The sequence below is a fragment of the Runella sp. MFBS21 genome (genome assembly GCF_029433105.1).
GTDB lineage: Bacteria > Bacteroidota > Bacteroidia > Cytophagales > Spirosomataceae > Runella.
Genome location: NZ_JARNTW010000031.1, coordinates 13213 through 29255, shown reverse-complemented (window position 1 = coordinate 29255; position 16043 = coordinate 13213). Strand labels below are relative to the sequence as shown.

Below are 16043 nucleotides of genomic sequence, written 5' to 3'. Positions count from 1 at the left end.
TTGGGACAGAAAATCGTATTATCAAAAAAGGGAACTGATACAGTTCCCTTTTTTGATGGCCAAACCCTTCGTGAAATCTAAAGGAGGTATTCTTCTACGGTACTTTCGGCATGAATGCTAGTATTGTGCAAAAAAGTCTCAATACGGTTCATGGCCGTTGTCAGTTCATCGACTGTGGGTAAAAACACAATCCTGAAGTGGTCGGGTGTAATATAATTAAAGCCTGTACCAGCCACGAGCAATACCTTTTGGTCGTTGAGAAGTTGAAAGACAAAATCTTCGTCGTTTTTGAAATCAAACTTACGCAGGTCGATTTTTGGGAAAACATACAAGGCCCCTTTGGGTTTGACGCAGCTAATGCCCGGAATCGAAACGAGTCTTTCGTAAACGAGATTCATCTGTTTATGAAGTCGGCCTGTGGGAAGTACCAAATCATTGATACTTTGATAGCCCCCTAAGGCAGTTTGGATGGCATATTGGGTAGGTACGTTGGCGCATAAACGCATACTTGCCAAAAACGTCAGTCCTTCAATGTATGATTTTGCTTTGTGTTTAGCACCGCTCAACATAAGCCATCCACCTCGGAAGCCTGCCGAGCGGTAGTTTTTTGATAATCCCCCAAAAGTAACACAAAGGGTATCTTGTACCATCGTGGCAACGGGATAATGCTTCGCTCCGTCGAAGAGGATTTTGTCGTAGATTTCGTCTGAGAATAATATCAAACGATGTCTTTCGGCGATTTCGGCAATGCGCTGAATCGTCTCTTTTTCGTAAACGGCTCCCGTTGGATTGTTGGGATTGATCATCACAATCCCCTTGGTTTTGGGCGTGATTTTCCTTTCTAAGTCATCCAGGTCTGGATTCCAGTCACTTTGTTCGTCACAAATATAATGCACTGGTTTGCCGCCACTTAGGGCTACCGATGTAGTCCATAGTGGATAATCTGGCGAAGGTACTAGAATTTCGTCTCCTTCGTTGAGTAAGGCTTGCATGGCCATTACAATCAATTCACTGACCCCATTTCCAATATAAACATCATTGATTTCTACCCCTTTGATACCTTGGGTTTGGGTATAATGCATCACTGCCTTGCGCGCGGCAAACAATCCTCTTGAGTCAACGTATCCTTGGGCGTTTCGGATATTAAGAATGATGTCGTGAATAATCTCATCAGGCGCATCAAACCCAAAAGGAGCAGGGTTGCCGATATTGAGATTGATAATCTTATATCCTTGACTTTCAAGCTCTAAAGCTTTTTCGTAGATAGGGCCTCTGATATCGTAGCGGAGATGTTCGAGGCGGTTGCTTTTTAGGATTTGCATAATCAGTACTAGAGAAAATGAGTCTGAAACGAGCTTTATAAACTTCTCTCAAACCCCATACCAAACGCAATCATCGTCTGCGATTATTCTTGTTATTACGGAATTTGTCGCGATTGCGGTTGTTATTATTATTACTATTATTATTGTTGTTATTATTATTATTACGATTGTTGTTGTTGTTACGGTCGCGGTTATTATTGTTATTAAAATTCCGCTGGTTGTTTTGTAAGTTGCGTTGGTAGCGTTCGACATTGGTACCTTTGTCGCGCGGGGTAGATTCTACCAGCCCATTTTGTCTTAGATAAGCCAATTCTTCGCTGAGATGCCCTTTGGAGATTTCGTCTAATTGCGTAAAAACGACATTGTCATCGGGATTATCTTTGTTCCAAGTGTTGTAGAATGTTCTCATTTGACGAATCAAATAAGAGATAAAAGCCAATTTTTCTTCACGGTCAGAGCAATTGATTGCTTTTTCGACCAGTAGCAATAGGCTTTTTCCGTATTGTTTATATCTGATAGCAGATTGGCTATAAGGTACTTGTAAAGGTTTTTTTCCCACAGCTTCGGGCGAAGGAGGCGGGAAAGGGCTGTCTACATCAAGTTTGAAATTGGTCATAATGTAGAGATCATCCCAAAGTTTTTGGGAATAATCTTGGCCATCGCGCATATTGGGGTGTATTTGCCGCATCAATTCGACCAAGATATGCGCATATAAAGTGCGCTTTTCACGATCTTGGATATTGACAAGGTAGTCAGCTAATTTTTGGACGTTGCTTCCGTATTCTTTCAAGGGAGAGGACTGTTTAAGTACTTTTGTATTTTTTTAACAAAAAAGCGATTTTGTGAATAAAAGCCAAATTGTTGCTTGCCGTAAAGTTACGAAAAATCAACTTACTTTGGCAAAATGAGTCACTCGTTGTAATTTTGACCTTTTAATTTTTATAAATGCGAATCTAAGCAAAACAAACCACAATTCTCCCTTACAAATGAGTAAAAAAGTAGATGTCAGTATTGCTTTTTACGGAAAGCCCTATCAGGCCATTATAACAATCAAGACTTTGATGAAATATAGTGGCCAGCACATTGACAAAATTTATATATCACGCGAGCGTCTCCAACCCCACAATGATTATATAGGTATTTACAAAATCATCGATTATTTCCGAAACACTGATGTCAAGCTAGAAATTCAATATCCTCACCATTTTTTGGGACTGGGCGTGTCGGATTATGAGCGAGCTAAAAATGATACCCGTTTTCGGCATAGTATTTTGTACCAATATCCTTTGGAAATGACCGATAAAAAATACCTCTGTATCATGCACAATGATATGCTTTTTTACGGAGATATGATTGGAGACATGCTTAAGGAGTTTGAAAAAGGACCTAAAAATCTCGCGGGCGTAGGATCGATTGGTCAATGTTGGAGCTGCCCAGCGGGACCAACTTGGGGGAATAAGTGTGATTCGACAAAATTTGAGCAGTACGTACCTACGCAAGCAGAAGCCATTGCTTTGGCAGAGGCGCACGATACCCCTCGTAAAGATATTCAGCTTCGGGTGCTTAAAGCAGGGCGTGTGCATATATTGCCCGAATGCCGCCTCAATGAATATTGTGCGATGATTGATGTAGAAAAATACCGTAAAGAAACTCTGCCACAGGGTGATATTGGCTGCTATGGTGGAGGCTGGAAAGGAGTGGATACGGCTACAATTTGGTCGCATGATATGTACCAAAGAGGCTATACCTTCAGGCATCTTACTTTGGAAGATTATACACGTCACGCAGCTTTTGATACTACTGGCAGCGGTACCAAAGCCAATTCAAGCTCTGAGACTTATTGGAATGCTGAAAAGAATGCCGAGAAATATATCAACGAAAACTTTGGCCCTCTCCGTTTTAGTTCTTACGTAAACCGCGCCAATACTTACGATACCATCAAGCGTAAAGTATGGCTGGGCATCATTCATACGTATGGATTTGCCAAGAAAGTAATCGGTAAAGCCTAAAATAAGACAGTCAACAAAGCGCTCAATTTTTAGCGGCTTGCTATCAATTGAGTGCTTTGTTGTTTTTATAAGCAAAATTTTATATCCTATTTTCCGATTCGCTTATTTTCAAATTAACACATTTCTTTATCTTTAGCTTTTCCTAACCACCTTCATCACTTATGGCTCTTAACTATATCTGGCTTGCGTTTTTTTTGATTGCGTTTGTAGTAGCACTTCTCAAATTTATTTTCCTAGGGGATACCGAAATATTCAAGCTGATTGTCGAAGGTATGTTTGATTCGGCCAAAGTGGCAGTGATGGATATTGCGCTTCCTTTGGCTGGGGTAATGACATTTTTTTTGGGATTGCTCAATATTGGAGAAAAAGCGGGTGCTATCAATTTTTTGGCTAGAATTATTGGCCCCTTTTTTCACCAGCTTTTTCCTGAAGTTCCTAAAAATCACCCCGCTAATGGGCAGATGATTATGAATTTTTCGGCCAATATGCTAGGGCTAGACAATGCCGCTACTCCTTTTGGATTGCGTGCTATGCAAAGTTTACAAGATCTTAATCCTAGCAAAGAGACCGCTTCCAACGCCCAAATCATGTTTTTGGTATTGCATACATCGGGACTTACGATTATACCATTGGGGGTGATGGCCCAGCGGTCGATTTTGGGTGCTCAAGATCCTTCCGATATTCTGATACCTTGTCTTATCGCTACTTATATCGCTACGGTGGCAAGTATGGTGATTACGGGAATTTGGCAAAAAATCAATCTTTTCAATCGAATTTTTGTGACTTGGGTAGGTGGAATAAGCCTTCTCTTAGGTTTGCTGTTGTGGTATTTGTCTCAACAATCGAAGGAGCAAATTGAAATCATTTCAAAAGTTGGCGGGAATCTAATCTTGCTAGTAATCGTAGTGGCGTTTTTGCTTGGAGGATTGCGCAAAAAAATCGATTTGTTTGGGACTTTTGTCGACGGAGCTAAGGCAGGTTTTGAAACTTCCGTAAAAATTATTCCTTATCTGGTAGGGATGCTGGTAGCAATCAGCGCCTTTCGTAATGCGGGCGTGATGAGCTATGTGGTAGAAGGTTTCAAATACATGATTGCGCTTACGGGGATTAACACCGATTTTACGGATGCAATGCCAGTGGCCTTGATGCGTCCTATCAGTGGGAGTGCCGCACGAGCACTCATGATAGATTCAATGAAACAATTTGGTGCTGATTCGTTTGTGGGGCGATTGTCGTGTATGTTTCAGAGTTCGGCAGATACTACTTTTTATATTGTAGCGCTTTATTTTGGATCGGTAGGTATCAAAAAAACCCGCTATGCGATTATAGCAGGTTTGATTGCTGATTTTATTGGCGTGACGGCGGCTATATTCTTAGCCTATTTCTTTTTTCACTAACAAGCTATTTTACCAACGCGAATAGCGTGACGCCCTCCTTCAAATTCGGTAGTCAGAAAAATCCTAACACACTCAAACGCCGTCTCTTGGGCAATAAACCGGGCTGGTAGACAGATAATATTGGCGTCGTTGTGCTGACGAGCCAACGCCGCCAAAGGAGTGTCCCATACCAGTGCAGCCCTGATACCTTGGTGTTTGTTGGCAGTGATAGCCACACCCTGCCCACTGCCACACACCAATACACCTTGGTCAAATTCGCCTTTTTCGACGGCCAAGGCTACTGGGTGAGCAAAATCGGCGTAGTCGGCCGAGTCGGCACTGAAGGTACCAAAGTCTTTTACTTCATATCCTTGTTGGGTAAGCCACTCTACCAAAGGTTGCTTGAGGAAAAAACCTGCGTGGTCACCACCTATTGCAATTTTTTTAGCCATGAATTGAACTATATTAAGAATTATTTTCGTTATTGTTGTCCTGCAAAGGTACGAGTGTAATGCACACGAAAAACCCTGCTACTTTAATATTTTTGTAACCAAAGTCGGTGTTTTTGAGTTTCTTTATAGAAGCTACAAAAATAAGTAGACCCTTAAACGCAAGAAAAAAGCCATGTCAGAAATTGAATTATTAAATGAAGAAAAACGAATCAGAGAAGCCTTTGAAGATAAAAACTGGAATGAAATAAAAACCGCCGATTCATGGGTAATATTCAAAGTGTTGGCGGAATTTGTGGAAGGATTTGACAAATTAGCAAAAATAGGCCCTTGTGTGTCTATTTTTGGTTCGGCCCGTACCAAACCTGATCATCCTTATTTTAAAATGACCGAAGAGATTGCCGCTAAGTTGGTACGGCATGGCTATGGGGTAATCACCGGTGGTGGCCCTGGTATCATGGAAGCTGGTAACAAAGGTGCTTTTGAACAGGGAGGTAAGTCGGTTGGGCTCAATATCAAACTGCCTTTTGAACAACATAGCAATTTGTATATCGATCCTGACAAAAACATCAACTTTGATTTCTTCTTTGTCCGCAAGGTAATGTTTGTCAAGTATTCTCAGGGATTTATTGTGATGCCAGGAGGATTTGGGACCTTGGACGAACTCTTTGAAGCCTTAACTTTGATTCAGACCAAAAAAATTGGACGTTTCCCGATTGTAATGGTGGGCCGTGCGTATTGGTCGGGGCTGATTGATTGGATCAAAGAAGTAATGCTGGAGACGGAGCGAAATATCAATCCCGAAGACCTTAAGCTTTTTAGCTTGGTAGATACCGCCGACGAGGCTGTCAAAGTAATTGATGATTTTTATGCCAAGTATTTGTTGAAACCGAATTTCTAATAAAAACACTTGCTGCAAAGAGGCTGTCCAATTACTTTTTGGGTAGCCTCTTTGGTGTTATTGGACTAGTTGTGAAAACAATTGGCTAAGTGTATGCTCAGCATCTATGCACATACCCGGATGCACTGCGGAGGTTTGGACTACGGTGCTGCGCGCGGCGGTCAGCCACCGAAAACGAGAAGCAATAGGAAGCTGACCAATCACTCCACCTTCTTTTCGACCAGCACAGATACGTTCAAACGAACGAAGCCGCTCGTATAGCTCGGCACTATCAAGCGGGGATGAAAAAGCTTTGAGTTTTTCTTCGTTGATTTCAAACTTAGTCTGTAAAAATCCTTGAGAGGCGCAATATACAATGACGCCCACATTGATGAATTCTTCGCGTTCTACGCGAGGCACCACCCGAACGACGGCGTACTCAAATAAGTGTCTTTCTTGCATTTTGTGCTTCGTTGACAAAAATAGCGGAGGCGGCTAGGCGCTCATTTAAAAATTGGACATATACATGGCGACGCTCTTGGGGCGACATGCTAGTGGAGTCGTCGCTCAGCCATTCGTCAGGAACGAGTGCCACGATATTTTCTATTAGGGCAGGTGTCAAAATGGCGCGGTATTCTTCGTCCACTACCTCTAATTCGGCCGCACGTGGAAGCAATACATGATCTTTAATAGCCGCAAAAGGACGACGACACTGGCTTGCCCACGTATCCCAGTTATGATGAAAATAGAGTGAAGCACCGTGGTCGATCAGCCACAAATCGCGGTGCCACATCAGCATATTGGTATTGCGTGGGGTGCGGTCTACGTTGGTAATGAGGCAATCTAGCCACACGATTTGGGAGGCGAGGCGAGTCCCGACGTTAGTAACAAGAGCATCAAAAGTAATGGCACCCGACAAATAATGTACTCCCAAATTAAGACCTACGCTTGCTTTGAGGAGATCTTGGATTTCTTCGTCAGGCTCGGTACGGCTAAAGGCTTCGTCGAGATAGCCAAATACAATTTCGGGTACTCGAAGCCCCAACGCTCGGGCGATTTCACCCGAAATCAGTTCTGCAACAAGGGCTTTAGGGCCTTGGCCTGCACCTCTAAATTTCATCACGTACATGAAATCATCGTCGGCATCGACGATGGCAGGTAAAGAACCTCCTTCTCGTAGAGGAGTGACGTAGCGTGTCACATTGACAGAACGCAAGAGAGGAATGGTGCTCACAAATTGAGAAGTTTGAGGTGCTTAAAAACTAAATATCTAATGCCTTAGAAATCTATTGGATGCAAAAGTAGGATACTTTTTGGTTTCCAAAAAATAATCGTCAGCCTTCGTCAAAAGAGGATTTTGGTAGGTATGTGTCGTTTGTTTTGTGCTTTAGCGGTTAAAATAGGTAATTTTGGCATTTCGAAACCAGACGATGCGCACCAAAAATCCTTTTTTTAGATTCAAGCAATTTACGGTTTGGCACGACCAAAGCGCGCTGAAAGTGTGCACTGAGGCGTGTATATTAGGAGCGTATGTATCAGTAGAAGGTTTTAGATACGGACTTGATATTGGGGCGGGAACGGGCTTGCTATCCTTGATGATGGCTCAGCGCAACAGAGCGATTGAAATCAGCGCCGTCGAAATTGATGAGGCGTCTTATCGACAAGCCACTATGAATATACAGCAAAGTGATTTTGGGTCGCAAATAAAATTGTACCATAGCTCTATTCAGGATTGGGAACCTAAAGATTCCCGTCTTTATGAGCTTATTGTGAGTAACCCACCTTTTTTTGCGAATCATTTGCCCTCAACCCATCAAAGGCGTAACCGCGCCTTGCATACCGAAACCCTTACTTTAGAGGAGTTGTGGGAGAGTGTGAGGCGTTTGATTGCACCCAAGGGGCGCTTTGTGGTATTACTGCCCCCTTACGAAACACAACGTTTGGTTGAAGTGGCTGGCAAAACGGCTTTTGTCCCTGTTAGACAATGCAATATCTATCAAAAACTAGACAAGCCACTGTTTCGGCAGATTACAACATTTGAGCGAGAAAATCGACCTTGCGAGGTCCAAAATCTATATATTCACAATGCGGACGGTACGTATGCTCAAAGTTTTAAAGATTTATTACAAGACTATTATTTGAATTTTTAACTTCTGTATTTTCTAAAAAATAAAGACAGAAAAAACAAAAAAAATTAACTCATGAGAAAAATTATAGCTACCTATTTTCAACAATTACAAGATCAGATTTGTCAGGCTATCGAACTGACTGACGGCACCGGGAAGTTTCAGGAGGATAAGTGGGAGCATCATAGTGGTGGTGGTGGACGTACTAGGGTGATTCAGCAGGGAGATATTATCGAAAAAGGGGGCGTCAATTTCTCAGCAGTAGAAGGCCAAACCTCAGAGGCACTAATGCGCCAGATGAATCTCAACGAACGGGCCGATTATTTTGCTACTGGCGTGTCGATTGTGATGCATACCCAAAGCCCGATGGTACCTATTATTCACATGAATGTGCGGTATTTTGAGATGTCAAACGGCACCAATTGGTTTGGGGGGGGAATAGACCTCACGCCGCATTATGTAATAGAAGACGATGCACGGTGGTTTCACCAACAATTAAAAAATACCTGTGATAGGTATCATCCCGAATATTACCCCCGGTTCAAAAAATGGGCCGACGATTATTTCTATATTCCCCATCGTCAAGAAACGCGGGGTGTGGGAGGGATTTTCTTTGATTATCTCAAACCATCACAACAAACTACCGAAGAGCTATTTGAATTTGTAAAAGCGGTGGGGGAGACTTTTGCTCCTACTTATACCCATTTAATGTCCAAAAACAAATCATTGCCTTTTGGGGAAGAGCAAAAACACTGGCAATACCTACGTAGAGGTCGCTATGCGGAGTTTAATCTGGTGTGGGATAGGGGTACAAAATTTGGTCTCGAAACGGGTGGTCGTACCGAATCTATCTTGATGAGTCTTCCACCGCAGGCGCAGTGGGAGTACAATCATAGCCCCCAGCCTGATACTCCAGAAGCCCATACACTTTCACTTTTAAAAAAAGGCATTCCTTGGGTTTAAACGCTAAAATCTGGACTTTTTTTCGTATATTTACACTTTAAATTTAGTGCCTAAGCTGATTGCAAGCGGTGATTTTGAATGAATTAAACGCACCTTTTGCAAGTCACATTTTTCCAATATGAACGAGACCTACGAAACCCAACCTGAAGACAAAGACCCCGATAAAGATGCACTACACGACCAGTTGGCTGTGGCTGATATGTACCAAAATTGGTTTTTAGAATATGCTTCTTATGTCATTCTAGAGCGTGCAGTCCCTAACATAGAAGATGGCCTTAAGCCCGTGCAAAGGCGTATATTGCATGCCCTTAAAGAAATGGATGATGGCCGTTTCAATAAGGTTGCCAATGTCATCGGTGCTACCATGCAATACCACCCGCATGGCGATGCTTCTATCAACGAAGCGATTGTCAACATGGGACAAAAAGATTTATTATTTGATACCCAAGGAAGCTGGGGAGATATACGAACAGGGGATGGTGCCGCTGCGGCTCGTTATATTGAGGTGAGACTGTCGAAGTTCGGCAATGACGTTGTTTTCAACGAAGACACCACCGAGTGGCAAATGAGTTATGACGGGCGTAAACGAGAGCCTGTTACTTTGCCGGTCAAATTTCCATTGCTATTGGCTACCGGAGTGGAGGGGATTGCGGTGGGGCTTTCTACCAAAATTTTACCTCACAATTTTATAGAACTCATCGAAGCATCCATTGCTCTTTTGAAAGGACAACCTTATGCTCTGTATCCCGATTTTCCGACGGGAGGATACATAGATGTGAGCAATTATAATGATGGCCTTCGTGGTGGTAAAGTTAGAGTAAGGGCCAAAATTGAGGAGGTGGATAAAAAAACGTTGGTCATCAAAGAGATACCATTCAGTACGACCACTACCTCCGTCAAAGACTCTATCATTAAAGCCAGTGAAGAGGGTAAAATCAAAATTAAAAAGCCCGAAAAAGGAATGCAAGCGGTTGAAGACCTCACCGCTAGAGACGTGGAGGTTGTGATTCACTTGGCTCCTGGTGTGTCTCCAGATATTACGATTGATGCGCTCTATGCTTTTACTGAGTGCGAAGTGAGTATTTCGCCCAATGCCTGTGTCATCATCGATGAAAAACCGCATTTTGTGACGGTCTCTCAAATCTTAAGAGATTGTAATGACCAGACAGTTCATCTGCTTAAGCGAGAATTAGAAATCAGGCGGTTTGAGTTGAAAGAAAAGCTTTTACACAGTTCATTAGAGAAGATTTTTATTGAAAATCGTATCTACCGAGACATTGAGGAGTGTGAGAGTTTTGAAGCAGTCATTCGGACGATTGATGCGGGGCTGACACCCTATAAGTCGGATTTTTATCGCGAGATTACCGACGAAGACATCATTCGTTTGACTGAAATTCGAATCAAGCGCATTTCGAAGTTTGATGCTTTTAAGGCTGATGAAGCCATGAAAAAGCTAGAAGAAGAGCTGAAAGAAGTAGAAGATAATCTAGCGAATCTTACCCGTTTTGCGATTAATTACTACAAAGATTTACTCAAAAAATACGGAAAAAATCGCGAACGCCGTACCGAAATTCGTTCCTTTAATACCATCGCAGCCACAGTGGTGGCGGCGGCCAACCAAAAGCTGTACGTCAATCGGGAAGAAGGGTTTATCGGGTACGGACTCAAAAAAGACGAGTATGTCATGGACTGCTCTGATATTGATGATATTATTATTTTTAGACGCGATGGCAAATACAAAATAGTAAGGGTTTCGGACAAAGTCTTTGTGGGAAAAGACATTATTTATGTTTCAGTTTTCAAGAAAAATGATGAACGTAAAGTCTACAATTTGGCTTATTTAGATGGTAAGTCTGGAGTGTCTTATGTGAAGCGTTTTGCGGTTACGGGTATCACGCGAGATAAGGAATATGACGTAACATTGGGTACCAACAAATCAAAAATTACGTATTTTAGTGCCAACGACAACGGAGAAGCGGAGGTGATTACAGTCAACCTTACGGCTCAGTCTACGGCGCGAATCAAGGTGTTTGATTTTAACTTTGCCCAATTATCAGTCAAAAATCGCTCTGCGATGGGCAATGTTTTGACTAAGTATCCTGTGCGAAAACTAGCCTTTAAGTCGGCAGGAGCGTCTACTTTGGGCGGAGTGGATTTATGGTACGACGAGGTAATGGGCAGACTTAATCGTGACGAAAGGGGGACTTACCTAGGAAACTTCGACAACGGTGATTTGATACTCGTGCTCTACAAAGAAGGTAGTTATGAATTGACGAGCTTTGATATCACGAACCGTTACGAACCCAAAGACATTGTACATCTAGAAAAGTTTGAGCCAGAGTGCCCTATCACGGTGGTATATTTTGAGGCAGGACAAAAGCAGCATTTTGCCAAACGTTTTAAAATAGAAACTTCGACGGTAGATAAGAAGTTTTCTTTTATTGGAGATACCAAAGGGTCAAAGCTAGTGTTTGTGTCGACCGATGCCCACCCTCGTATGGAGGTAGTCATCGAAAAAAGCAAGCACGAAATCCAAAAAGAAACAATGGTACTCGATACTTTGGTAGAGGTGAGAGGTTGGAAAGCATTGGGTAATAAAATATCTAATTTTAAAATTAAGGACATTAAACAAATTAGCTCATTGCCAGAAACTAAAAAAGAGAAAAGTGTGGAAGGTGCTGATAGTGAGGAAGGCAAGGGCGCGAATGGCGGTGATGATACCCCAAATGATAATGGGCAGTTAGGTTTGTTTTAAATGTGTATAATTTTTTAATAGTGTTAGAATTTTAGGGATATCAACCTAAAAAATGTACTTTAGGATGGTTAATGATTTGGTTTGATTCATTTTGTGTAATTGACTTTGAAAGCAGGACTCCTCCATATTAGGGCGTTTTTTTATTCACGTAGGCTTCGGGTTTCTTTGATGAAAAAACTCGTTAAGGCTGGTTTGTGGGTGGGCTTTAGTGTGGTCGTGCTAGTGCTTTTATGTAATTGGATTGTCGTTGATACCACCCGTAGTAAAGTTTATTTTGATCTGAAATTACTTCCCTCTACGGATGTAGGTTTGGTACTAGGGACGAGCAAGTATGTGGCAAGAGGAAAAGAAAATTTGTTTTTTAGGTATCGCATGGAAGCTTCGGCACTTCTCTACAAAGAAGGAAAAGTAAAATACTTAATTTTGAGTGGTAACAAAGAAGCCGAGACTTACGACGAACCCAAAGCCATGAAGCAGGCACTCACCCAGCTAGGTGTACCCGAAGACGCTATGCTATTAGACACGGCAGGCTATCGTACTTATGATTCGGTAGTGCGCTGTAGGGAGGTATATGGGCAAGAGCGTGTGACGGTGATTTCGCAAAATTTTCACAATGCCCGTGCTCTGTATTTGGCCGAGCACGAAGGCCTTGATGCCATTGGGTTTGCGGCACAAGATGTGCCAGAAGGTTACTCAGTCAGAACGCTCATTCGAGAATACCTCGCGCGCCCCAAAGCAATGCTCGATGTATATGTATTGAAGCCTGAAGCAGGAGTAAGAGAAACCCAAATATTTGACTTTCCGAAAGCTGCTAAGGCTTTCGGAAAGTAAGTATCCGCCTTCTTATACCGAAAGCTGTTTCATCCATTCAGCATCTACTTTCATACTTTCAATCGAAGAGCTAGGATATTGCTCTTGCTCCACGATGTAGTACTTAATTCCAGCTTTTTTCGCCGCTTTCAAAATAGTATCAAAATCCATGGCGCCTTTGCCCAAGTCCTTTTGGGATACGCGACCATTGTCCAGGACCATATCTTTGATGTGAACTAGCTCGTAGCGTTTGCCATATTTTTCGAGGTGAGCTACGGCATTCTGTCCTGAGGCTACAATCCAGCACAAATCTAGCTCAAACATTACATATTTAGGGTTCGTATTGGCAAGCAACAATTCTTGAGGAATTTGTCCTTCCATTGCCTTAAATGAATAGTCGTGGTTGTGATACCCAAATTTCATTCCAGCCTTGGTTACTTTTTCACCTACTTGGTTGAAGAGTTCCGCTTTTTTCTTCCATTCGTCAAGGCTTTTTTGGGGGCCCAAATAGGGGCACAGCATATACTTTAGACCTGCTTCTGCTCCTCTTTCGATGTTTTTGTCAAGGTCTTTGTTCATATCGAAGTGAGTACTGACCATTTTTACCCCTAAATCTCCCAGAAATGTTTTGCATTCTTTAGGACTCATTCCCCACAAAAAATCAGGCCCACCATAGCTTTCAAATTGAGTATAGCCCATTTCGGCCAGTTGCTTCATGGTACCTTTGGGATCTTTGGGCATCAAATCACGAACACTATATAGTTGTACTCCAAATTTTTTGAGACGTTTGGCTTCTGCAAAAAGGCTGCTACTTAGGACTATACCCGCTCCAAGTGCGGTAGACTGCTTAATAAAATCGCGACGATTCATGAATAATAAGTTGGTTAGTGATGTATTCAAAAAACAAAAAAACGAATAAAAAGCATTCTACTTGCATGGGTCTAAGTATTTTTGTCGCCTCAAACCAATCAATCTAAAAACTGTGTCCTTGTTTCATCAAGTTATTTTAAAGCCTCATCGAGACGAAGCTATTCGGCGTTTTCATCCTTGGGTGTTTTCGGGAGCCATAGGGCGCATCAAAGGCCAACCCCAAGATGGCGACGTAGTAGAAGTATGTGACAGCAAAGGAGCGTACCTTGCTACGGGGCATTTTCACCAAGGCAATATTGCCGTTAAAATTTTTAGTTTTCAGCAGGTTACCCCAGATGTTTTGTTTTGGAAACAAAAGCTTCAAAAAGCGTGGATGCTAAGAAAATCAATCTTACATGAAGGCATTGTAGAAAATATTACCAATTGCTATCGGCTTGTTCATGGCGAAGGAGATGGCTTACCAGGACTCATTGTGGATTATTATGACGGGGTGTTGGTGATACAGGCCCATTCGATAGGAATGTACCGTTCGTTGGGAGAGATAAGCCAAGCCTTAGCTGAGGTGTTTGGTACGGAACTCAAAGCAATCTACAATAAAAGTGCCGATACCCTGCCCGAACAATTTGGACAAACGATTCAGAATCAATATTTGATGGGTACAAGTCAGGTACCGCATGGTGTCAAAGAAAACGGTCATACTTTTATGATAGACTGGGAGACAGGCCAAAAAACGGGTTTTTTCCTAGATCAGCGCGACAATCGTCAACTATTGGGGAGGTATGTCAAAGACAAAGACGTTTTAAATGCTTTCTGTTATTCGGGTGGGTTTTCCATCTATGCGCTAGCTGCGGGAGCCAAGTCGGTAGATTCGGTAGATGTCTCAAAGAAAGCCATTGAACTAACCAACAAAAACGTTGAAGCTAATTTCGGAGAAGAACAGCGCCACCAAGCTTATGCGGAAGATGTAATGGCTTTTTTGAAAAAAACTTCTGATACTTATGACGTGATGGTACTAGATCCTCCCGCTTTTGCCAAAAGTATGTCAGCTCGGCACAGGGCAGTTCAGGGCTATAAAAGACTCAATGCAGAGGGGATTCGCCATCTTAAGTCCAATGGCATTTTGTTTACCTTTTCCTGCTCGCAGGTGGTAGATCGCGAATTGTTTTATAACACAGTAGTGGCGGCGGCTATCGAAGCAGGGCGTCAGGTGCGGGTACTACATCAGATTACCCAGCCACCCGACCATCCAGTCAATCTTTTTCATCCAGAAGGAAGCTACCTCAAAGGTTTGGTACTATGGGTTGAATAGCAAAAACATCAGGGTCTTTCAGTAAGACCCTGATGTAACACTCAACTATCCAACCCTCTTACTACTTACTTGAAAACTATCTATGTAGAAGTATCAACGAAGGCCGTGCATATCTAACATGACCTGTTTGGTACTTTTTTATTGATTTACAATCATTCCTTTTAATCCTCCCAATACGCCAAGTAGCTCATTTTTTTCGGTAGTTGGTACTTTAAACTTATCAAGTGCCATTACCAAATCATTAACGAGGGAGTTAAATTCATCGTCGGTGATTTTCATTCCTTTATGGGCAGTCACCATGTCTTTGCCTTTATATACTTGTGGTCCTCCACTTGCTTGGCCGATTTGATCGATGAGATTGTTGCGTAGGGCAGTTACACGAGTCGTTTTTCCAGCCGCTACTTCATCAAGTAATGGTTTAAAAGTACGCACCATTTTGGGGTCGGCAGCTACGTTTGCGATGAATTGGTCAACTACCGCTGAGATGGCATTGACACCTCCGAGGCGCTCGTATAAGGTAGGTGCGGGAGTCTCTTCTTCTTTTTTGCAAGAACTCATCAAGGTTACTAATGCTACCGAGAAAATCAATAATGTCTTTTTCATGTTCTTTAAAATTTTAATTGTTTGGTGTTAATAAAAACATACGTTTGGGATAGTTGTCTTTTTAGAGGGGGTTTATTTATCGAAAACAAAGGGCATACTTTGCACGCTCAAAAGCTAAAATGTACTCATGGGGAACCGGGCATTCAGGGCCCGATGGCTCCTCACCTTCAAAGGATGCGTTTTGAACATCTGTGCTTGTAATGTTGCTCACTAGTTGCGTAAGTGATTGGGCGGATGTTTGATCAGGGTCAAAAGTAATACTTACGAGCTGATTGGTAGGATTGGCTGCGCAAGCAGTCACACCCGAAGTTTTACTTACTTTTTCCTTTACTTCATTAGCTTCATTGAGATTAGTAAGGCCGTTTACTTTCAAAATAGTCATGCTTATGGGTTTTACATAAGCATGCATAGGAGCAGGTTCCCAATTGGCATATACCACAAAAGCTCCAAAGAGTATAGCCAAGGTATAAGCCGACATTTTTAGTGTTTTTGATAAGATTGCTTTCATGATTGGAGGTTGTTTTGTCGTACTTACGGCAAGTGTCCTTAAAATAGATTTCGTGGGTTGATT

General features: G+C 42.3%; 16 protein-coding genes. 8 read left to right on the top strand and 8 right to left on the bottom strand.

Features of this window, described 5'->3' with window-relative positions:
- Window positions 1–77: 77 nt before the first annotated feature.
- Entirely contained in the window at window positions 78–1322 is a 1245-nt protein-coding gene (locus P1X15_RS30655; protein ID WP_277341922.1) for a pyridoxal phosphate-dependent aminotransferase, read from the bottom strand.
- A 70-nt stretch (window positions 1323–1392) separates the two neighbouring features.
- On the bottom strand, window positions 1393–2112 hold the full coding sequence (locus P1X15_RS30650) for a DUF4290 domain-containing protein (RefSeq protein ID WP_277341921.1): 720 nt from the start codon (window positions 2110–2112) through the stop codon (window positions 1393–1395).
- Window positions 2113–2308: 196 nt separating this feature from the next.
- Here P1X15_RS30650 and P1X15_RS30645 point away from each other — a divergent pair, with 196 nt between their 5' ends.
- Together P1X15_RS30645 and P1X15_RS30640 are read left to right on the top strand one after the other, a co-directional pair.
- Complete coding sequence (locus tag P1X15_RS30645) at window positions 2309–3331, top strand: hypothetical protein (RefSeq protein WP_277341920.1); 1023 nt, start codon at window positions 2309–2311, stop codon at window positions 3329–3331.
- A 161-nt stretch (window positions 3332–3492) separates the two neighbouring features.
- Window positions 3493–4728 (top strand): nucleoside recognition domain-containing protein, encoded by a 1236-nt coding sequence (locus tag P1X15_RS30640; RefSeq protein WP_277341919.1) that lies wholly within the window; start codon window positions 3493–3495, stop codon window positions 4726–4728.
- On the opposite strand, the gene rpiB is transcribed toward P1X15_RS30640, so the two are convergent.
- Window positions 4725–5159: a ribose 5-phosphate isomerase B gene (rpiB, locus tag P1X15_RS30635; RefSeq protein ID WP_277341918.1), complete on the bottom strand. Its 435-nt coding sequence runs from the start codon at window positions 5157–5159 to the stop codon at window positions 4725–4727. The two genes, P1X15_RS30640 and rpiB, sit on opposite strands and share 4 nt — an antisense overlap.
- 172 nt (window positions 5160–5331) lie before the next feature.
- Between rpiB and P1X15_RS30630 the strand changes: the two genes are divergently transcribed.
- Complete coding sequence (locus P1X15_RS30630) at window positions 5332–6057, top strand: TIGR00730 family Rossman fold protein (RefSeq protein ID WP_277341917.1); 726 nt, start codon at window positions 5332–5334, stop codon at window positions 6055–6057.
- 57 nt (window positions 6058–6114) lie between these two features.
- On the opposite strand, the gene P1X15_RS30625 is transcribed toward P1X15_RS30630, so the two are convergent.
- A complete protein-coding gene (locus P1X15_RS30625; protein WP_277341916.1) occupies window positions 6115–6498 on the bottom strand; it encodes a DUF3037 domain-containing protein in 384 nt (127 codons plus the stop codon).
- The gene (locus tag P1X15_RS30620; protein ID WP_277341915.1) at window positions 6476–7270 is read right to left on the bottom strand and encodes a HipA family kinase; all 795 of its coding nucleotides are present in this window, start codon (window positions 7268–7270) and stop codon (window positions 6476–6478) included. The genes P1X15_RS30625 and P1X15_RS30620 overlap by 23 nt, the downstream gene beginning before the upstream one ends.
- Before the next feature lie 196 nt (window positions 7271–7466).
- On the opposite strand from P1X15_RS30620, the gene P1X15_RS30615 reads away from it, so the two are divergent.
- From P1X15_RS30615 to P1X15_RS30600, 4 genes are all read left to right on the top strand, one after another.
- Window positions 7467–8186, top strand: coding sequence for a tRNA1(Val) (adenine(37)-N6)-methyltransferase (locus P1X15_RS30615; protein ID WP_277341914.1), 720 nt, complete (start codon window positions 7467–7469; stop codon window positions 8184–8186).
- A gap of 51 nt (window positions 8187–8237) precedes the next feature.
- Window positions 8238–9125, top strand: coding sequence for an oxygen-dependent coproporphyrinogen oxidase (gene hemF / locus P1X15_RS30610; protein ID WP_277341913.1), 888 nt, complete (start codon window positions 8238–8240; stop codon window positions 9123–9125).
- Window positions 9126–9243: 118 nt separating this feature from the next.
- Window positions 9244–11880, top strand: coding sequence for a DNA gyrase/topoisomerase IV subunit A (locus tag P1X15_RS30605; protein WP_277341912.1), 2637 nt, complete (start codon window positions 9244–9246; stop codon window positions 11878–11880).
- Window positions 11881–12048: 168 nt separating this feature from the next.
- Entirely contained in the window at window positions 12049–12711 is a 663-nt protein-coding gene (locus tag P1X15_RS30600) for a vancomycin high temperature exclusion protein (RefSeq protein ID WP_277341911.1), read from the top strand.
- A gap of 12 nt (window positions 12712–12723) precedes the next feature.
- Here the strand turns inward: P1X15_RS30600 and P1X15_RS30595 are convergent, their stop codons facing one another.
- Window positions 12724–13560 (bottom strand): sugar phosphate isomerase/epimerase, encoded by an 837-nt coding sequence (locus P1X15_RS30595; RefSeq protein ID WP_277341910.1) that lies wholly within the window; start codon window positions 13558–13560, stop codon window positions 12724–12726.
- A 118-nt stretch (window positions 13561–13678) separates the two neighbouring features.
- Here P1X15_RS30595 and P1X15_RS30590 point away from each other — a divergent pair, with 118 nt between their 5' ends.
- Window positions 13679–14869, top strand: coding sequence for a class I SAM-dependent rRNA methyltransferase (locus P1X15_RS30590; protein ID WP_277341909.1), 1191 nt, complete (start codon window positions 13679–13681; stop codon window positions 14867–14869).
- Window positions 14870–15007: 138 nt separating this feature from the next.
- Here the strand turns inward: P1X15_RS30590 and P1X15_RS30585 are convergent, their stop codons facing one another.
- Window positions 15008–15472 (bottom strand): group 1 truncated hemoglobin, encoded by a 465-nt coding sequence (locus P1X15_RS30585; RefSeq protein WP_277341908.1) that lies wholly within the window; start codon window positions 15470–15472, stop codon window positions 15008–15010.
- Window positions 15473–15548: 76 nt separating this feature from the next.
- Window positions 15549–15980: a cation transporter gene (locus P1X15_RS30580; RefSeq protein ID WP_277341907.1), complete on the bottom strand. Its 432-nt coding sequence runs from the start codon at window positions 15978–15980 to the stop codon at window positions 15549–15551.
- Window positions 15981–16043 lie beyond the last annotated feature (63 nt).